19 protein-coding genes are annotated in these 17810 nt (G+C 65.7%); 11 read left to right on the forward strand and 8 right to left on the reverse strand.

The features are described from left to right. The first annotated feature begins 87 nt into the window (after positions 1–87). The 6 genes from radA to AC3ANW_RS22505 all read left to right on the forward strand — a co-directional run bounded on the left by radA (position 88) and on the right by AC3ANW_RS22505 (position 5199). Positions 88–1473: a DNA repair protein RadA gene (gene radA / locus AC3ANW_RS22480; RefSeq protein WP_488343040.1), complete on the forward strand. Its 1386-nt coding sequence runs from the start codon at positions 88–90 to the stop codon at positions 1471–1473. Positions 1474–1575: 102 nt separating this feature from the next. Next, entirely contained in the window at positions 1576–2313 is a 738-nt protein-coding gene (locus tag AC3ANW_RS22485) for a DUF4198 domain-containing protein (RefSeq protein WP_488343041.1), read from the forward strand. Between the two features lie 48 nt (positions 2314–2361). Beyond that, complete coding sequence (locus AC3ANW_RS22490; protein WP_488343042.1) at positions 2362–2802, forward strand: glycerate kinase; 441 nt, start codon at positions 2362–2364, stop codon at positions 2800–2802. Positions 2803–2860: 58 nt separating this feature from the next. Continuing rightward, a complete protein-coding gene (locus tag AC3ANW_RS22495) occupies positions 2861–3805 on the forward strand; it encodes a branched-chain amino acid transaminase (protein WP_488343043.1) in 945 nt (314 codons plus the stop codon). 16 nt (positions 3806–3821) lie between these two features. Further along, positions 3822–4067 carry a zinc-finger domain-containing protein gene (locus AC3ANW_RS22500; protein WP_488343044.1) on the forward strand — a complete coding sequence of 82 codons (246 nt, stop codon included), beginning with the start codon at positions 3822–3824 and terminating at the stop codon, positions 4065–4067. Between the two features lie 43 nt (positions 4068–4110). After that, the gene (locus AC3ANW_RS22505) at positions 4111–5199 is read left to right on the forward strand and encodes a glycosyltransferase (protein WP_488343045.1); all 1089 of its coding nucleotides are present in this window, start codon (positions 4111–4113) and stop codon (positions 5197–5199) included. Here the strand turns inward: AC3ANW_RS22505 and AC3ANW_RS22510 are convergent. Together AC3ANW_RS22510 and AC3ANW_RS22515 are read right to left on the reverse strand one after the other, a co-directional pair. After that, on the reverse strand, positions 5196–5936 hold the full coding sequence (locus AC3ANW_RS22510; RefSeq protein ID WP_488343046.1) for a glycosyltransferase family 25 protein: 741 nt from the start codon (positions 5934–5936) through the stop codon (positions 5196–5198). The genes AC3ANW_RS22505 and AC3ANW_RS22510 overlap by 4 nt on opposite strands. A gap of 18 nt (positions 5937–5954) precedes the next feature. Beyond that, the gene (locus AC3ANW_RS22515) at positions 5955–6605 is read right to left on the reverse strand and encodes a hypothetical protein (RefSeq protein ID WP_488343047.1); all 651 of its coding nucleotides are present in this window, start codon (positions 6603–6605) and stop codon (positions 5955–5957) included. Between the two features lie 194 nt (positions 6606–6799). Here AC3ANW_RS22515 and AC3ANW_RS22520 point away from each other — a divergent pair, with 194 nt between their 5' ends. After that, positions 6800–7705: a glycosyltransferase family 32 protein gene (locus tag AC3ANW_RS22520; RefSeq protein WP_488343048.1), complete on the forward strand. Its 906-nt coding sequence runs from the start codon at positions 6800–6802 to the stop codon at positions 7703–7705. Between the two features lie 32 nt (positions 7706–7737). Beyond that, positions 7738–9003, forward strand: coding sequence for an O-antigen ligase family protein (locus AC3ANW_RS22525; RefSeq protein WP_488343049.1), 1266 nt, complete (start codon positions 7738–7740; stop codon positions 9001–9003). Here the strand turns inward: AC3ANW_RS22525 and AC3ANW_RS22530 are convergent. From AC3ANW_RS22530 to AC3ANW_RS22545, 4 genes are read right to left on the reverse strand one after another with little or no spacing between them, the layout of a single operon-like run. Continuing rightward, the gene (locus tag AC3ANW_RS22530) at positions 8976–9944 is read right to left on the reverse strand and encodes a WaaS/CpsH family glycosyltransferase (RefSeq protein WP_488343050.1); all 969 of its coding nucleotides are present in this window, start codon (positions 9942–9944) and stop codon (positions 8976–8978) included. The two genes, AC3ANW_RS22525 and AC3ANW_RS22530, sit on opposite strands and share 28 nt — an antisense overlap. Before the next feature lie 56 nt (positions 9945–10000). After that, entirely contained in the window at positions 10001–11272 is a 1272-nt protein-coding gene (locus AC3ANW_RS22535; RefSeq protein WP_488343051.1) for an ATP-binding protein, read from the reverse strand. 2 nt (positions 11273–11274) lie between these two features. After that, a complete protein-coding gene (locus tag AC3ANW_RS22540) occupies positions 11275–11994 on the reverse strand; it encodes a response regulator (RefSeq protein WP_488343052.1) in 720 nt (239 codons plus the stop codon). A 51-nt stretch (positions 11995–12045) separates the two neighbouring features. Then, entirely contained in the window at positions 12046–13419 is a 1374-nt protein-coding gene (locus AC3ANW_RS22545) for an AmpG family muropeptide MFS transporter (protein ID WP_488343053.1), read from the reverse strand. A gap of 78 nt (positions 13420–13497) precedes the next feature. Between AC3ANW_RS22545 and AC3ANW_RS22550 the strand changes: the two genes are divergently transcribed. After that, a complete protein-coding gene (locus tag AC3ANW_RS22550; protein ID WP_488343054.1) occupies positions 13498–14244 on the forward strand; it encodes a GntR family transcriptional regulator in 747 nt (248 codons plus the stop codon). Here the strand turns inward: AC3ANW_RS22550 and AC3ANW_RS22555 are convergent. Both AC3ANW_RS22555 and AC3ANW_RS22560 read right to left on the reverse strand, forming a co-directional pair. After that, positions 14241–15497 (reverse strand): putative Na+/H+ antiporter, encoded by a 1257-nt coding sequence (locus AC3ANW_RS22555; protein ID WP_488343055.1) that lies wholly within the window; start codon positions 15495–15497, stop codon positions 14241–14243. The two genes, AC3ANW_RS22550 and AC3ANW_RS22555, sit on opposite strands and share 4 nt — an antisense overlap. Positions 15498–15633: 136 nt before the next feature. Continuing rightward, the gene (locus AC3ANW_RS22560; protein ID WP_488343056.1) at positions 15634–16437 is read right to left on the reverse strand and encodes an exodeoxyribonuclease III; all 804 of its coding nucleotides are present in this window, start codon (positions 16435–16437) and stop codon (positions 15634–15636) included. Positions 16438–16449: 12 nt separating this feature from the next. On the opposite strand from AC3ANW_RS22560, the gene pyrE reads away from it, so the two are divergent. Together pyrE and AC3ANW_RS22570 are read left to right on the forward strand one after the other, a co-directional pair. Further along, entirely contained in the window at positions 16450–17154 is a 705-nt protein-coding gene (pyrE, locus tag AC3ANW_RS22565; RefSeq protein WP_488343057.1) for an orotate phosphoribosyltransferase, read from the forward strand. Between the two features lie 95 nt (positions 17155–17249). Further along, on the forward strand, positions 17250–17810 hold the full coding sequence (locus tag AC3ANW_RS22570; RefSeq protein WP_488343058.1) for a lipocalin family protein: 561 nt from the start codon (positions 17250–17252) through the stop codon (positions 17808–17810).

The raw sequence follows: 17810 nt of genomic DNA on the forward strand, positions 1-17810 counted from the left end.
TCTCCTGCTTGATGACATTTCGCCTTTGTCGGATGGATGGGCAGGCAACGGCGGACGCCATGTCGTCGCCCGTATAGTCGGCCGGTTATGGCCAAGGAAAAATCAAGCTACGTCTGCAGCGAATGCGGCGGAACCAGCGTTCGCTGGCTCGGAAAGTGCCCGCACTGCGGTGCCTGGAACACATTGGTGGAAACCGTCGCGCAACCATCTGCACCGCCGGGCAAGAACCGCTTGGCGCAGCCCACGTTCGCCGCGCTGGCGCCCAGCTCCGAGGTGACCGCGTTATCGGATATCCAGGCAGCGGATGTCGCAAAAGCATCCACCGGAATCGATGAACTCGACCGCGTGCTCGGCGGCGGCATCGTCGAAGGCGGCGTGGTGCTGATCGGCGGCGACCCCGGCATCGGCAAGTCGACATTGCTCCTGCAGGCGCTGGACGCCCTTGAGCGCAGCGGGCTCGAAACGCTGTATGTGACCGGCGAGGAATCCGGCGCACAGATCGCCCTGCGGGCGCGTCGCCTGGGACTCGACGGTTCGCGGGTCAATGTGCTGGCCGAGATCCAGCTCGAGAAGATCCTGGCCACCCTGGACGCGCGCCAACCCTCGGTCGCGGTGATCGACTCGATCCAGACCGTGTATTCGGACCAGCTGACGAGCGCGCCAGGTTCGGTGGCGCAGGTGCGCGAATGTGCCGCCCATCTCACCCGGGCCGCCAAGGCCAGCGGCATCGCCATCGTGCTGGTCGGCCACGTCACCAAGGAAGGCGCATTGGCCGGCCCGCGGGTGCTGGAGCACATGGTCGACACGGTGCTGTATTTCGAGGGTGAATCGCATAGCGCGTTCCGGCTGGTGCGGGCCATCAAGAACCGCTTCGGCGCGGTCAACGAAATCGGCGTCTTCGCCATGACGGAGCGCGGCCTGCGGGGTGTCGCCAACCCGAGCGCCATCTTCCTGAGCCAGCATTCCGAGCCGGTGCCCGGCAGCTGCGTGCTGGTGACGCTGGAAGGCACACGGCCGATGCTGGTGGAAATCCAGGCCCTGGTCGACAGCGGCGGACCCAGTCCGCGCCGGCTTTCGGTGGGCCTGGACCGTGACCGGCTGGCCATGCTGCTGGCGGTGCTGCACCGCCATGCGGGCGTGGCCTGCATGGACCAGGATGTGTTCGTCAACGCGGTGGGGGGTGTGCGCATCAGCGAGCCGGCGGCCGATCTGGCGGTGATGCTGGCCATCTCTTCCAGCCTGCGCGGCAAGGCGCTGCCCAGCGGTTTTCTCGCTTTCGGCGAAGTCGGCCTGGCCGGCGAGGTGCGCCCGGCGCCGCGCGGCCAGGAAAGATTGCGCGAGGCAGCCAAGCTGGGTTTTTCGGTGGCGCTGGTGCCCAAGGCGAATGCGCCCAGGAAACCCATCGAGGGACTGACGGTGCACCCGGTCGAGCGGGTGGAGGAAGCCATCGAGCTGTTGCGCCAGTTGCAGTGATCCCGGGGTAAAGACCGGGGGGCGGGTCGGGCTTTCCAGATGAGAACGATTCTTGTCGCCGTTAGACTGGCCGCCGTTTTCACTCGAACCGGCAAGACAACCATGCATCTCGTTTCCAAAGCCCGCCTGATCGCCTGCGCTGCAGCAGCACTGTTCGCCGCCGCCGGCGTTTCCGCCCACCAGGTGTGGATCGAACAGGACGCCTCCGGCGCCAGGCTGTTCTTCGGCGAGTTCGGCGAGAACCTGCGCGAGGTGTCGCCAGGCCTGCTCGACAAGTTCGGCAAGCCGGTGGTGAAGAAGGTCTCGGCTCAGGGCGTGCAGCAGGCCGATGTCATGAAGACGGCCAGTGCCTTCACCATTCCGCTGCAGGCCGCCAAAGGCGAATCCCTGATCGCCGAAGACGCCACCTATCCGATGTGGGACATCAAGGGCGAAAAACCCGGCAAGGGCATGTACCAGCCGGCTGCCCGCCTGGTGACCGACCTGGCGGCGCAGAAGCCGGTGCTGGCCCTCGATCTGGTGCCGACCGGTGTGGCCTCCGCCGAAACCGCCGAACTGCAGGCCTTCTTCCAGGGCAAGCCCTTGCCCAAGGCCAAGGTGGCGGTGGTGACCGCATCGGGCTGGGCGCAGGAACACCACACCGACGCCGACGGCAAGCTGTCGGTGTCGCTCCCCTGGAAGGGCACCTACGTGATGGAAATCATGCACAACGGCCCTGCCGGCGAACGCGCCGACGGCCAGAAGTTCGACAAGGCCAGCTACGTGACTTCGCTGACCGTGGTGCAGGACACCGGCCTGACGGCCTTGCCGGCACCGCCGGCAGCCAAGCCGAACAAGTAAAAAGGTCGGACAAGGAACGGGATCGCGGGCGCTGCGAAAATACGCGCCATGAAATTGCCCAAGATCCTCGTTCCCATCGGCTGCCTGGCCCTGCTGGCGGTAGCCTTCAACACCTACGGCATGAAAGGCATCGCAGTCGTCGGCGGCGGCCTCGTGATGTGGCTGCTGCTGCATTTCACCCGCATGATGACCGTGCTCAAGCGCGCATCCGACCGCCCGGTCGGTTACGTGGGCAGCGCGGTCATGCTCAATGCCAAGCTCAAGCCGGGCGTCAACCTGCTGCACGTCGTTGCCATGACCCGCGCACTGGGCGAGCAACTCAGCGGCAAGGGCACCGACACCGAAACCTATCGCTGGACCGACGGCTCGCATTCGTACGTGGATTGCGTGTTCGTCTCCGGCAAGCTCAGCACCTGGCAGATGACCCGGCCGGCGGTGGCGGACGAAGCTGACGCTACCAACGCGCCTGCGGCTTCGCCGGCACCGTAAAATGCGCGGCTTTCGCAGCCGTTGGTCGGCTGCACGGCGTATTTGAAGGACCCCGCGCATGACTCTCGTGCCCCCCGCACCCTCGCTTTCCGACCGTGACGGCAAGATCTGGATCGACGGCGAACTCGTCGACTGGCGCGAGGCCAAGATCCACGTCCTGACCCACACCCTGCATTACGGCTGCGGTGTCTTCGAAGGCGTCCGCGCCTATGACACGGTCGACGGCCCGGCGGTCTTCCGCCTGCAGGAACACACCGAGCGCCTGTTCAACAGCGCCAAGATCCTGCGCATGAAGATCCCGTTCACGCAGGATGAGGTCAACGAGGCCCATCGCACGGTCGTGCGCGAAAACGGCCTGAAGTCGGGCTACATCCGCCCGTTGTCGTGGATCGGCTCCGAGAAACTGGGCGTCAGCCCGCGCGGCAATACCATCCACATGATGGTCGCCGCCTGGTCGTGGGGCGCCTACCTGGGCGACGAAGGCATGTCGCGCGGCATCCGCGTCAAGACCAGCAGCTACACCCGCCATCACGTCAACATCACCATGACGCAGGCCAAGGCGGTGAGCAATTACAGCAACTCGATCCTGGCCAACATGGAAGCCCTGGACGATGGCTACGACGAAGCGTTGCTCCTCGATGCCTCCGGTTTCGTGTCCGAAGGTGCCGGCGAAAACGTCTTCATCGTGAAGAAGGGCGTGATCTACACACCAGACCTGTCGGCCGGTGCCCTGAACGGCATCACCCGCAACACGATCATGCACATCGCGGCCGACCTGGGAATCGAAGTGGTGCAGAAGCGCATCACCCGCGACGAGGTCTATATCGCCGATGAAGCATTCTTCACCGGCACGGCCGCCGAAGTGACGCCGATCCGCGAGCTGGACCGCATCGAGATCGGCGCCGGCAGCCGCGGCCCGGTCACCGAAAAAGTCCAGAAGGCGTTCTTCGACATCGTCAACGGACGCAACCCGAAGTACGCCCACTGGCTGACCAAAGTCTGAAAGCAGAGTCCCCACGATGACCAGCCCCGCCTACTTCCCCGCCACCGCCCCCCGCCAGCCCGCCGCCGTCGTCGAACTGGCCGCTGCCGACCTGAACGCCCAGGGTGGTGTCTATTGCCCGAGCCCGACCGCCAACATGAAGCTCTGGAACACCCATCCCAAGGTGTACCTGGACGTCGCCCGCACCGGCGAAGCCAAATGCCCTTATTGCGGCACGCTGTACCGGTTGAAGGCAGGCGAAGTCTTCGCCGGCGGCCACTGACGTTTCAAGCCACGCCCAGCCCCCGCTGACAGGCGACGACCGCATGCGTGTCCTGCATTTCGTCACCGGTGGGTTTTCCGGCGCCACCCAGGTCGCCGTCGATCTCTGCCTGGCGGCACGCGGCGACGGCGGCATGCAGGCCGTGCTGGCGCTGCGCCTGAAGCGCCATACGCCGCCGGGCCGGGTGGAAGCACTGCGGGCGGAAGGCCTGGATGTGCGGCTGATACCGGGCTGGTCGCATGTCGCGACCGTGCTGGCGCTGCGCAGGCTCGCGCTGGAGTTGCGCCCCGACGTGCTGGTGGCCCACGGCTTCAGCGAACACATCTGGGGACGCTACGCCGGCCTGCTGGCGGGTGTGCCGCAGCTGGTGCATGTCGAGCACAACTCGCGTGAGCGCTATACCCGCTGGCGTCTGCGGCAGTCGCGCTGGCTGGCATTACGGACGGCGGCCATCGTCGGTGTCTCCGAAGGCGTGCGCCAGCGGCTGCTGGAACTGGGTTTCCCGGCCGAACGTTGCGTGGCCATCCCCAATGGCATCGATCTCGGCCGTTTTCCCCGCGAAGCCCTGTTGCCGTGGCCGGACCGCGAGCCCATCGTCTGCATGGCATCGCGGTTCGGCCGACAGAAAGACCACGCCACGCTGGTGAGGGCGCTGGCCCAACTGGCCGGGCGGGGCTTGCGGCCCCGGCTCGACCTCGCGGGCGGCGGAAAGGCCCGCATCGCCGAAAAGATCCGGTCCCTGGTGACGGTGCGCGGGCTTTCCTCGCAGGTGCGTTTTCTGGGTTCGGTCGGCGACCTGCCGCAGCGGCTGGTGCGCCAGCAGGTATTCGTGCTGTCGACGCATTACGAAGGCATGCCCCTGGCGCTATGCGAGGCCATGGCGGCCGGCTGCGCCTGCATCGCCACCGATGTGGTCGGCGCGCGCGAGGTGATCGTGGATGGCGAAACCGGCCTTCTGGTGCCGGAGAACGATGCGACCGCACTGGCGGATGCCATCCAGCGCCTGCTGCAGGAGCCGGCCCTGGCTGCGCGGCTCGGAGCTGCGGCACGGCTGCAGGCAGAAAAATCGTTCGGCGCCGAACTGATGCTCAGCCGTTACCGGCAATTGATCGAAGGCCTGCAGCCGCTCTAACCCAGCCGCGGATGGCGTCGGCCGTGCAGCAGATTGCCCACGTTCAGCTGCCATTTCATGCGCAGCTTGCGCAGCCGCGCCATGGGAGACAGATGGTCGATCTGCTGCCAGATGGTGCTGACATCGCTGGTTGAATCCAGCGAAAGCACAGAGGGCGTCACGCCCAGGATGCGCAAGTCGTTTTCCCACCAGAAACGCAGGTCGACATCCACCGGTCGACCGAAAGGCTGCCGCTTTGCCAGCAGTTTCTGCGCACCCGAGCGGCTCACCACATAACCGGCCGTGGTACTCGGCACGCGTCGGTACTGCACCAGTTGCAGCGCGTCCGTCAGCCGGCGGCTGGAGAGCACCTTCTCGTGGTTGCGGCCGATCAGCTTGACCATGTCCCAGGGCACGTCCAATGCCTCGATGGCTCGCAGCGCCTCGGCAAAACCGGGGGCGAGACAGACATCGTCCTCCAGCACCACCAGGGCTGGAGCATGGCTGTCGAGCAACATCTTCCAGGCGGTCAGGTGGCTGGCATAGCAGCCTTTTTCGCCGTTCAGCAAGGATTTGTAATATTGCCGGGCGTTCAAATCAGGGCAATACCAGGCGGCCTGCCGTTCCTCGGGCAAGTCCGCCCACCAGACGGCCGGCAGACGCGAGCCTTCAATACCGCTTTCACGCAGTTGGCCGAGTAAACGTGTTCGACGCTCTGCGTCACGCTCAAGGTTGATAAATACAAGTGGCAGCGTCATTTCGGCTCTCGGAGGCCTTCAGGAGATAATGCGACGCCACCAGCTCGTGCGGCTCCGCCCGGACACTTCACCAGCGGTTTCATTCTGTTCCATCGCCAAGGACAGATAGTTCGCGAAGTCGAGCGGGCGGTGTGCGGACACATCGTCGGCTACCGCAGCCAGTATTTTTTCGTGCGCTGCGTCGCGGGATTCGAAGAGATGGAAAAAGTCGTTGTCACCGTAGAAAGTCCCGATCCCGAAGATGCCTTCGCGACCCAACGCATATTTGGGAATAACGCAGCCGGTCGGTTTCATCAGATGCAGGTGAACGCCCTGCCTGCGGGCTTCCAGCGACAGGGCTTCACCGGCGTCGTGCTCCGCCGAAGAGCGCATGTCCGGGCGCCCCAGCGATTCCCAGACCGACTTTCGAAACGCGAGGAACATCGGGCCGGCATAGATCTCGGTGGTCGGGCGATGGTTGGAAAATTGCGCCAGGCCGAAGATGGCATTTTGCGACGCGATCTGCATCGCCTGCTCCCAGCCTTCGCGCCGAAGCGGAAAGGCGTCCACATCGCAGAACACGACGATGTCGTCGCTGGCCGATTCGGCGATGCGCTGGTTCATCCAGATGCCATGCCGCATCTTGTGGACATGGTCCTGCTGCAGCGGGAGGTCGAGCGCGGCGAACACGGCCCTCTGCCTGTCGAGCACCAGGGCCGAAATGTTGTCCCAGTGCAGGGCGTGCGCGACAGGTTGGCTCATGGTGCGGTGGTGTCCTGCGGCGGCGGGTGCCGCACGGGGGCAGGGATCGTACCGCATCGTTTTCCTGCCGACGCATGATGATTCCGTTGTGGCTTGTGCCAGCGTTGCTGGTTTGTGTCGTCTTGGCATACGCATGTTGCACGCGGCCCATCCGCCGTATCGGTCCGGCGCACGAATGGCTGCTGGCAGATGCCGCGCCGCTGGCCGCGCCGGTGCCGCCAAAGGTCTGGTCCTACTGGCACGACGACCATCCGCCGCTGGTGGTGCGGCTGTGCATCGAGAACTGGAAGGCGCTGAATCCCGGCTACGAAGTGCAGCTGCTCAGCGCCCGCAGCGTGCCGGAGTTTCTGCCTGATGTTCCGCCGACGCTGTCCCGCCTGGGCGCGGCCAAGCAGTCCGACTGGATCCGCCTGGCGCTGCTCGAACGCTACGGCGGCATCTGGCTCGATTCGTCGATCATTCTCACCACCTCGCTCGACTGGATGCTGGCACGTCAGCAGGCGACGGGTGCCGAATATGTCGGTTTCTACCTGGACCGTTATGCGGTCGAGGGTTCCCGTCCGCTGGTCGACAGCTGGTGCATGGCGGCGCCTGCCGGCTCGCCCTTCATCCGCGAATGGCTGGCGCTGTTCCGCGCAGAAGTCGTCGACGGCGAAACCGAGGACTACCTCGACGCGCTGCGCGCCAGTGGCCGGTTCGATGCCGTGGTGCAGAAGCTGGGTTCGCCCAGTTATCACACGGTGCATGTTTGTGCACAGGACTTGCTTGAGCGGGAACCGTCCCGCTATCGGCTGCTGCTGCTGCGCGCCGAGGACAGTGCCTATGCGTTCCAGGCGCGTTCGCGCTGGAAACGACGACGCCTTTATGTACACCTGCTTTTCAATCCGATACCCGAGCCCTGCACGCCGATGATCAAACTGCGCGGCGGCGAGCGGCGCAAGCTCGAACCGTATGTTCGTCTGAAGCTGTTTCGCCGGCAGAGCATCGTCGGCCGCTTTCTTTTCCGCACTTCACCTGAAACCGCATGACTTTCCCCACAGAAGGGTGGCTGCGCTCTCCCATGATCGATTCCCCCCACACCTCGCGTTTCCAGCAACGGATGTCGCAGGCCGCATGCATCAGCCTGGTGGCGTCCTATGGCCTTTTCCCGGTGTTGATGGCGCCGGGGTTCATCGCCACTGCACTGACATTCGTCTTCTGGCTGCTGGCCGGTAATTTCCGCGGCCGTTTCGAGACCATCCGCCGACAGCCGACCGCATGGATCGCCGCACTGCTGTTCGGTGTGGTGCTGGTGTGGTGCCTGCATCCGTCCTCCGACCCGCATTACGTGGGCATGACCCTGCGCAAGTATTCGAAGCTGCTGATGGTGCCCCTGTTCATGAGCCTGCTGGCGGGCATGGCGTGGCGGCGGCGGTGCATGGATGCGTTCGTGCTCGCCATGCTTTTCATTTTGTTCTCGGTCTATGCCGGGGTCTGGGTGGTCGTGCCGTGGTCGGTCAGCAAGGAGACCGGCTGGGGCATCACACACATGGTGGTGGGCGACTACATCACCCAGGGAATCATGATGTGTTTCTTCGCGGTGGTGACCCTGGACCGCGCCAAGGCAGCCGGCATGAACTGGCGCGGCGGCGTCTGGATGGTGCTGACCGTCATGGCGGCGCTCAGCGTGACACACCTGTCCAAGGGCCGCACCGGCTACGTCATGCTGCTCGGCGGCGTGGTGGCCTATCTTTTCATGAGCCTGGACGGCCGTCGGCGCTGGGTGGCCGTGGTGGCGGCGCTGGTGGTCGTGGGCGGCATCCTGATGTCGTCGGTGGCCATCCGCGAGCGCATCGAACTCGGTGTGGCAGAGGCGCAGGGCAGCGACAGCATGCAGACCAACAGCATCGGCGGCCGTGTCACCTTCTGGAAGACCACCGCGCACATGATCGGCCAACACCCGATCGCCGGCTGGGGCACCGGCAGTTATCACCAGCAGTTCTGCCGCCACATCGAACGCGAGGACTGGTGCGAATTCGGCAACTGGCATCCGCACAACCAGTTCCTGTTCTTCTGGATGGAGAACGGCCTGCCGGGCGTGCTGTTCTATGCGGCGCTGGTGTTGTCGCCGCTCTGGGCCGCACGCAAGGCATCGCCCCGCATGCGCGGCATGCTGGTGAGCTTTTCGTGCATCTTCCTGATCGACAGCATGGTGAACGCGGCCATGTGGAGCGCCCGCGAAAACCATTTCTTCGCCTTCATGCTGGCGTTGGTGATGGCCGAAGCCGGCTTCGCCTCGCGCGGTAAGAAGGACGATCCTCAGATTGCTGGCGGAACCTCGAACTGACGGATCCAGTCGGGGAAGGCATAACCCGCAAGATCGTCCGCCGACAGCGGCGTCGTGCTGGCCGCCAGGAACTGCGGCATGGCCGACAGGTCGTCCTGGCCCAGCACGAAGAAACGGGCCGGGTCGTAGAAGGGCAGCAGCTTCACCTGCGGATTGTTGGTGACCAGCTTGCGGTCGAAGAACATCGCCTCCAGGCAGCGGATGGTCAGCCCGGTCTGGTTGGCCTGGACCAGCTCCAACAGGCAGCGTGAACGCCGGATCAGCGCGATGTTCTCGCGGTAGCCGAGCGCATCGCGCCGCACGTCGACCACAGCCGATTCAGGATGCTTTTCGCCCGGCTCGGCGATCACCCGCAGATGGGTTCGCAGGCCTTGCTTGCGCCAGGTCTCGCCGAGTGACTGCAGGCGTGTGAAGCGGTGTTTGTCCTTGCCCAGGAAATAGATGTCGAAGTCTTCCGGCACCGATTCGCTCAGGCCGTCGACCGGCCGGTAGACCTGCTTGATGAGCGTGAGGCCGTAGCGCTGCGCGTCGCCCGGATCGAAGGTGAAGACCCGGAAACCCAGGCCCTTGAGTTGGCGGATGTGTTGCCGCCGGACCCACGGTGTCTGCTGGTAGTCCATCACCGGGTTCCAGGTGAAGACCGACACCCGACGGGTACGCAGGTACTTGCGCACGATACGCAGGTCCTTGATGTTCTCGATGCCGAAGACGAGCACCGAATCGCCGGGCGCTATCGCCTGGAGCTGCTGCAGGTATTCGGCCGGGAACGGGCGGAAGCCGGGCAGCCGGAAGGGCAAAAAGGCGTCCAGCGCCTTCAGCAGCGAATAACCCACGCCCTTGATGCGTCTGGGATGCATCGCCACCCGGCTGCGTTGGTCGGCCGGCAGGCTGTCGAGCAGGAACTCGGTCAGCGTGAATCGGTTGGCAATGATGTGCAGCATGGGTCGAACGGGGTGGTGGGCGGCGGATTCTAGGCACGCCCTGGCCGGCAGCCGGTTCAGCCGTACGCCGGCAGCGACACCACGAACACCGCGCCGCCGCCTTCACGGCCCTCGCAGTGCACCGTGCCCTGGTGCCGCTGGGCAATGGACCTGACCAGCGCCAGGCCCAGGCCCACGCCGCCTTCACGTTCGCTGGCGCCGGGCAGCCGATAGAAGGGTTCGAAAATACGTTCGCGCAGTTCGGGCGGAACGCCAGGGCCGCGGTCGCTTACCCGCAAGACCGCCCGGTCGCCTTCACGGCGTACCGACAACGCGATGTCGCCCTCGGCATAACGGCGGCCGTTTTCAAGCAGGTTGCGCACCACCCGCCGCAGCAGCCGCGCGACACCCCTCGTCTCGACGCTGGTGTTGTCGTTCTCCGCCAGGTCGAGTTCGGCTCCAGCGCGGGCGCATTCCTCCGCGGCCAGGCCGATCAGATCGACCGTCTCCACGGTGCCGATGTCGGCTTCGTCGGCGTCCAGCCGGCTGGCCAGCAGGATCTCGTCGATCAGCTGGTCCAGTTCACCGATGTTGCGGGCGATCTCATCGCGCGCCGACGAACCGCCGGGGTTCATCAGTTCCAGCCCCATGCGGATGCGGGCCAATGGCGAGCGCAGTTCATGCGAGGCGTTGGCCAGCAGGGACTTGTGCGACTGCACCAGGTGTTCGATGCGCTCGGCAGCGTGATTGAAACGCAGCGCCAGGAAAGCCACTTCGTCGGAACCCTGCACCGCCACCCGGGCCGACAGGTTGCCGCGGCCCCATTGCTCCACGCCCTGCTGCAACTTTTCGAGCCGGCGGGTGAGCTTGCGGATGATGGGATAGGTCGCCAGGGCCACCGCCACGCCCACCAGGCCCAGGGTCCAGAAAAAACCGAAGGGTGGTCGGTTCCAGAAGCTGCGTGGCGGACGGGGCAGGTGCACCGTCAGGGTCTCGCCATTCTTCATCGCGACGGCGAATTCGGGGCCGGTGCGGATCTGCGGTCGGCTTTCGCCTTCGGGTTCGTCGCCATCGGGCGGCGGCGGTGGCGGCGCACCCACCGGCGGGCCTTCCGCATGCGGGCCGCGGCGGGGCCGCAAGGCGCCGCTGCCGACCACTTCGCCGGCAGCGTTGCGCACGAAAACTTCCCGCAACGGCGGATCGGACGCCATCTGCCATGCCCAGCCGACCATCAGCGTCAGCACGGCCACCGCCAGCAGCACCGCCAGCCAGATGCGCACATACAGGCGCTGCGCCATGCGCGCGAGCGGCAGCGAGCGGGTCCAGATGGGACGGCGGCGGTCGGCCATGGCTAGTCCTGCTGCTTGGCGAAGACGTAACCCACGCCTCGTACGGTGAGGATGCGTTTGGGGTTCTTCGCATCGACTTCGATGGCCGCGCGGATACGGCCCATGTGAACGTCGATCGAGCGGTCGAAGGCCTCGAGTTCGCGGCCGCGCACGGCTTCCATGATCTGGTCGCGGGTCAGCACACGACCGGCCCGTTCGGCCAGCGCCACCAGCAGGTCGAACTGGTAGCTGGTGACTTCGGCATGTTGGCCGGCCACGGTGACGGTGCGGGCATCGCGGTCGATCTCGAGCGAGCCGAACTGCAGGTTGCGGCTGGCCGATGCCGAGCCTTCGCTGCGCCGGCGCAGGATGGCGCGGATGCGCGCCAGCAGTTCACGCGGCTCGAAGGGCTTGGGCAGGTAATCGTCGGCGCCGAGTTCGAGGCCGATGATGCGGTCCATCGGGTCGCCCTTGGCGGTCAGCATGAGCAGGGGCACCTGTGCCGCATGGCCGCTCAGGCCGCGGATGCGCCGGCACACGTCCAGGCCATCCATGTCGGGCAGCATCAGGTCGAGGATCACCAGGTCGGGCGTAGCGGCTGCGGCATCGCCCTGCAGCTTCTGCAGGCCTTCCGCGGCGGTGCCGGCATGGGTGAATCCGAAGCCGGATTGGGCCAGGTACTCGCCGACCATCTGGGCCAGGCGGGTATCGTCTTCGATCATCAGGAGTTGGGGACTTGGCATGGGTTGATCCTCCTGCGCGGAGCAGTGGGCGGCGTTGTCGCCGCCGTAAAGTTAGGTAAACGGACGCTGCGGCCGGTTCCCCGCGACCGGCGTCGCACGCATCGCCAGGGCTACCAGCAACAGCACCGGTATTCCAAGCAAGGCCGTGCCGACGAAGAAGGAACCGTAGCCGAAACGGTCGACGGCATCGCCCGAAAATCCGGCGATGAACTTCGGCAGCACCACCATCAGCGAACTGAACAGCGCGTACTGCGTCGCCGAATATTTCAGGTTGGTCAGCCCCGACAGGTAGGCCACGAAAGCCGAGGTGGCGATGCCCCCGGCCAGGTTGTCGGCCGCCACCACCAGCACCAGTCCGGTCACGTCGTGGCCGCGGGTGCCCAGCCAGGCGAACAGCAGGTTGGTCAGCGCCGACAGCACCGCGCCCAGCATCAGCACCCGCATCACGCCCAGGCGCATGGCCAATGCGCCGCCGACGAAGGCGCCGACGAGTGTCATGACCACGCCGTACAGCTTGGTGACGGTGGCCACCTCGGCCTTGGTGTAGCCCATGTCCACGTAGAAGGGGTTGGCCATGATGCCCATCACGACGTCGCTGATGCGGTACACGGCGATCAGCGCCAGCACCAGCAATGCCCGGCTGCCATAGCGGCGGAAGAAATCTGCAAACGGCTCGACCAGGGTGCCGCGCAGCCATTCGGCGGCATTGCGTGGTGCGGCCATCTCGCGCGGCGCGGGTTCGGCCGACAGCAGGGTGGTGACGATGCCGACCAGCATCGACGCGGCCATCGCCAGGTAGGCGAAACGCCAGGCCTGCGGCTGATAGCCCTGGGCGTCCGCCAGCTCGGCGTAGGCAGCCAGTGCAAGCACGCCGGCGCCAGCCCAGATCATGGCCAGGCGGTAACCGGTCTGGTAGGTGGCAGCCAGTGCCGCCTGCCGTTCGGCGCCGGCGGATTCGATGCGGAATGCGTCCAGCGCCACGTCCTGCGTGGCGGATGCGAAGGCGGTCGCCAGCGCGCACCAGAACATCGGTTGCAGCGCCAGTTTCGGGTCGTTGAAGGCCATGCCCGCAAGACCTGCCGCCACGCCGCATTGCGCCAGCAGCAGCCAGGCCCGCCGCTGACCCAGCGTGCGGCTCAGCAGCGGCAGCGGCAACCGGTCGACCAGCGGCGACCAGACCCACTTGAAGGCATAGGCCAGCCCGATCCAGCTCAGGTGGCCGATGGACGACCGGTCGACGGAAGCCTCACGCAGCCAGAAGCTGAAGGTGCCGAGCACCAGCAGCAGCGGCAGGCCGGACGAGAAACCCAGCGCCAGCATGCGCAGGCTGGCGGGTTCGGCGTAGACCCGCAGCGTCTGCCGCCAGGAGGGTTTGGGGGCGGCGAAGGAGTCTGGGGACACGGGGGGCGTTGCGGTGGGCGGCATCGGAATGTTCTGGGGGCTGCCTATTATTGGTCGTCGCCCGGGGTGATCGATGCATTTTGTGCGCGCTACCATCGTCGGGTGAGCTCACCGATCCCCTTGCCGACGCTTTTCGCCGACGCCTCGGCCAGCCGCGGCGCGGCCGGCATGGGCAAACGTGCGGACGAGGTCTATGCCCTGCTTCAGCAGGACATCGCCCACTTCCGCCGGGTGCCCGGCGATCGTTTCACCGAGAACGAAATCGCCGCCTGGCTGGGCGTGTCGCGCACACCGGTGCGGCAGGCGCTTTTCAGGTTGCGCGACGAGGGTTATGTCGAACTTTTGTTCCGCAGCGGGTGGCGGGTGCTGCCTTTCGACTTCGCCCGGTTCGCGCAGCTGTACGAACTGCGGCGGGTGCTGGAGATCACGTCGGTGCACCGGCTTTGCGAAGGCGGCCGCACGCCCGGCCACGCGATGCTGGACGCGCTTGCGCACCGCTGGCTGGCACCGCCCGAAGCGCGCACCCTCGACGCGGCCGAGGTGGCCCAGTGGGACGAGGAATTCCATTGCGACATCGTCGCCGCCGCTGGCAACGACGAAATCGCGCGGGTGCATCGCGACGTGACCGAACGCATCCGCATCATCCGGCGACTCGACTTCACCCGTCGGCCGCGCATCGATGTGGTCTACGAGGAGCATCGGCAGATTCTGTCGGCCATCCTGACCAAACGCGGCAACCAGGCCGCGATGCTGCTGCGCGCCCACATCGAGAGCAGCCAGGCCGAGGTGCACAAGATCACGCTGCACCAGGTTCACATGGCGCAGCGCGGGGCGCGGAACCAGGGCTAGAAGAGTTCGAAGGCGATCAGCGCCACCAGGGTCGGGATCGCCGCGCCCATCAGCAACCCGCCCGCGCCGACCGATCCGTCGGCAAACCCTCGCTTCAGCAGGGCGACGCCGGCCGGGTTGGGCGCATTGGCGATCACTGTCAGGCCGCCGCCCGTCACTGCGCCGGCCACCAGGCTGTATTTGGCTTCTTCGGAAATGCCGGAAATCAACGATCCGAGATAGGTGAGTGCGGCGTTGTCGGTGACCGCAGTCAGTGCGGTAGCGCCGAAATACAGCACCCGCGGCGACATGCCCGACACGATCGGCTGCAGCCACCACTGCTGCATGCCGCCCAGCACCACCAGCCCGGCCAGGAAGAACGCCACCAGTAGCGCCTCCTTGATGATCGGCGGGTCCTGATGGCGTTCGTAGGCTTGCAGGAAACCGAGGTAAAGCAGGAACACCCCGAGAAACGCCACCGGGTGATGGGCCAGCAGCACCACCGCGGCCAGGCAGCAGAAATGCACCGCCATCACCGGCAGCGGAACGGTGGCGGCCACCGGTGTGGCGGACGTGTCGCCCAGGTGCCTGCGCAGCAGGACCGTGGCGAAGGTGGCGTTGACCAGCACCGCGATCGCTGCCTTCCAGCCGAAAGTGGCCAGCATGTAGCCCGAATCCCAGGACCAGGCAGCCGCCACCATCAGCACCGGAGGCGCGGCGAACGACGTCAGAGTCCCGCCGATCGACACGTTGACGAAGAGCACGCCCAGCGCCAGGTATTTCATCCGTTCCGGCACCTCGGGCCGGAAGATCCGAGGCGCCAGCATCAGCGCCGCGATGGTCATCGCCGCGGGCTCGGTGATCAGCGATCCGAACAGCGGAACAGCTGCCAGGCCCAGCCAGGCGCTCGCCAGCGCGGTGCGTATCGGCAGCCGGCGCGCGATGGTGTCCACCGTGGCCATCACCGCCTGGAGGACGGGGCGCGATGCGGCGATCACCATCACCACGAACACGAAAAGAGGCTCGGTGTAGTGGCGCGATTCGGCGTATTGCAGCGCCGGCTCGGCACCCGCGACCAGCGCGATGGCCAGCACCAGCACCATGGCCCAGAAACCGAACACCACCTCGACTTCACCGAGCAGGTGGAACAGGCCGGCATGGCGCGGGAAACGTCGGGAAAGGCGCTCGAACTGCCGGGCGGCGAAGGTGTGGACCAGTGCGATGCCGAACAGGCCGGCGGCGATGATCTCGAGGAGGTGTTGAGGGTGGTTCATGGGTCGTGGCAAGGCCGCGTGGCGGCCCGACCAGCGCTGAAACCTGCCGGGCCGACATCCTGTCGACCGAACACCCTGGCTGCGGATTCTAAAGGCTCGACCCCTGTCGGCGAACGGGGCCGACGGGTCCTGCAGGCTACAGCGCGAGGTCGTATTCGATCGTCAGCGGCGCATGGTCGCTGAACTTCACGTCCTTGTAGACAGCCGCGGTGCGTGCCGTCTGCGCGATGGCCGGCGTGGCGATCTGGTAGTCCAGCCGCCAGCCGACGTTCTTGGAGTAGGCCTGCCCACGGTTGCTCCACCAGGTGTAGCAATCGTCGGTGGTGTCGGGGTAGAGCTTGCGGTAGACGTCGACAAGGCCGCCGGTGGTGTCCGTCAGGTGCAGGATCTTGCTCATCCACTCGCGCTCTTCCGGCAGAAAGCCGCTGTTCTTGCGGTTGCCCTTGAAGTTCTTCAGGTCGGCTTCCTGATGGGCGATGTTGATGTCACCGCACAGCACGAATTCGCGGTCGCCCTTCAGCGCCATCAGGATTGGATGCACCTCGGCCAGGAAACGGTACTTGGCCAGCTGGCGTTCCTCGCCCGACGATCCGCTGGGGAAGTAGCAGCTGATCAGCGACAGCTTGCGGGCCGGTGTGTCGAAGCGCAGCTCCACGTAACGGCCCTCCGCATCGAACTCGGGCGAGCCGTAGCCGATGACCACATCGCTGGGTTCGTGCCGGCTGTAGATCGCCACGCCCGAATATCCCTTCTTTTCGGCGAAGTGAAAATGCCCTTTCAGCCCCGCGAGGTGCTCGAAACGGCCGGCGACATCGGCTGCCTGCGCTTTCACCTCCTGCACACAAATACAATCCGGCGCGGTTGCCGAGATCCAGGCTTCCAGGCCTTTGCTGGTAGCCGAACGGATGCCGTTCAGGTTCAGGCTCGTTAATTTGAACAAGGAAATCGTCCCATGGTGGTGGATGGCAATGGCGCTTCGGGCGCAAACGCGGTGGGCCCGCTGGCCCAGGAATTCGTGCAGTTCTGCATCGAGTCCGGCGTTCTGCGGTTCGGTGAATTCAAGACCAAGGCGGGTCGTCTGTCGCCGTATTTCTTCAACGCCGGTTTGTTCGACGACGGCGCCAAGCTGGGCCGTCTGGCGGGATTTTATGCAGACGCCTTGATCGACAGCGGCATCGCGTTCGACATGATCTTCGGCCCCGCCTACAAGGGCATTCCCTTGGCGGCCGCGGTGGCCATCGAACTGGCGCGGCGTGGCGTCAACGTGCCGTTTGCGTACAACCGCAAGGAAGCCAAGGACCACGGCGAAGGCGGCAGCCTGGTGGGCGCGCCGCTCAAGGGCCGCGTGCTGATCATCGACGACGTGATGTCGGCCGGCACCGCCGCGCGTGAATCCATCGCGCTGATCAAGGCTGCCGGCGCGGTGCCGCATGCGATGGCCATCGCGCTCGACCGCCAGGAAAAGGCGACCGAGAACGGCCTGGACGTCGACTACAGCGCGGTGCAGTACGTGCGCAGCCGGCTGGGCATGCAGGTCTGCACCATCGCGCGCCTGGCCGATCTGCTGCAGTACCTGTCGAGCCACGGCTCGGAAGAGGTGGCGGCGCATCACCCGCGGGTCATGACATACCGCCAGCGCTACGGCGTCGACGAGTAGGTCCGGCCTACAAGCGGCGCGGCAACCGGACGACGCAGGTGCGGCGCAGGCCGTCTTAGGGTGGCCACCATGTTCACCCTGACCTGTTTTCTTCCATGAACAAACACCATCTCCGCCTGGCCGCAGCTGCCGGGCTGGGCGCCGCAACCGTCGCCCTGATCGCCGCCTGCGCTTCGAGCAGCGAGAAACCTGACGCGCCGGTGCCGCTGGCGAGCGGTGTCGACATCCAGCGTTACATGGGCGCCTGGTATGTCATCGCGAATATCCCGACCTTTCCAGAGAAGGACGCCACGGACGCGGTCGAGACCTACCGGCTACAGGACGACGGCACCGTCGACATCGACTTCCGGTTCCGCAAGCAGGATGGGGAACTCAAGCATCTGGGTTCCACCGGTTTCGTGTCGAAGGAAGACCCGGCGGTGTGGGGCGTGCAGTTCATCTGGCCGATCAAGGCCGACTACCGCATCGCCTATGTCAGCCCGGACTACAGCCAGACCATCGTGGCGCGCGACAAGCGTGATCACGTGTGGATCATGGCCCGCACCCCCACGCTGACCGAAGCGCAATACCAGGTGTTGCTGAGTCGCGTTGCGGCCATGGGGTACGACAAACGCAAGGTGCAGAAGGTGCCCCAGACACCTGTCCGGACCTTGTAG

The sequence above is a fragment of the Xylophilus sp. PBN-3R genome, from assembly GCF_057747805.1.

Bases quoted from the DNA above. Each gene is read 5' to 3' on its own strand.
- radA (WP_488343040.1), top strand. From the start codon at position 88: ATGGCCAAGGAAAAATCAAGCTACGTCTGCAGCGAATGCGGCGGAACC.
- AC3ANW_RS22485 (WP_488343041.1), top strand. From the start codon at position 1,576: ATGCATCTCGTTTCCAAAGCCCGCCTGATCGCCTGCGCTGCAGCAGCA.
- AC3ANW_RS22490 (WP_488343042.1), top strand. From the start codon at position 2,362: ATGAAATTGCCCAAGATCCTCGTTCCCATCGGCTGCCTGGCCCTGCTG.
- AC3ANW_RS22495 (WP_488343043.1), top strand. From the start codon at position 2,861: ATGACTCTCGTGCCCCCCGCACCCTCGCTTTCCGACCGTGACGGCAAG.
- AC3ANW_RS22500 (WP_488343044.1), top strand. From the start codon at position 3,822: ATGACCAGCCCCGCCTACTTCCCCGCCACCGCCCCCCGCCAGCCCGCC.
- AC3ANW_RS22505 (WP_488343045.1), top strand. From the start codon at position 4,111: ATGCGTGTCCTGCATTTCGTCACCGGTGGGTTTTCCGGCGCCACCCAG.
- AC3ANW_RS22510 (WP_488343046.1), bottom strand. From the start codon at position 5,936: ATGACGCTGCCACTTGTATTTATCAACCTTGAGCGTGACGCAGAGCGT.
- AC3ANW_RS22525 (WP_488343049.1), top strand. From the start codon at position 7,738: ATGATCGATTCCCCCCACACCTCGCGTTTCCAGCAACGGATGTCGCAG.
- AC3ANW_RS22530 (WP_488343050.1), bottom strand. From the start codon at position 9,944: ATGCTGCACATCATTGCCAACCGATTCACGCTGACCGAGTTCCTGCTC.
- AC3ANW_RS22535 (WP_488343051.1), bottom strand. From the start codon at position 11,272: ATGGCCGACCGCCGCCGTCCCATCTGGACCCGCTCGCTGCCGCTCGCG.
- AC3ANW_RS22540 (WP_488343052.1), bottom strand. From the start codon at position 11,994: ATGCCAAGTCCCCAACTCCTGATGATCGAAGACGATACCCGCCTGGCC.
- AC3ANW_RS22545 (WP_488343053.1), bottom strand. From the start codon at position 13,419: ATGCCGCCCACCGCAACGCCCCCCGTGTCCCCAGACTCCTTCGCCGCC.
- AC3ANW_RS22555 (WP_488343055.1), bottom strand. From the start codon at position 15,497: ATGAACCACCCTCAACACCTCCTCGAGATCATCGCCGCCGGCCTGTTC.
- pyrE (WP_488343057.1), top strand. From the start codon at position 16,450: ATGGTGGTGGATGGCAATGGCGCTTCGGGCGCAAACGCGGTGGGCCCG.
- AC3ANW_RS22570 (WP_488343058.1), top strand. From the start codon at position 17,250: ATGAACAAACACCATCTCCGCCTGGCCGCAGCTGCCGGGCTGGGCGCC.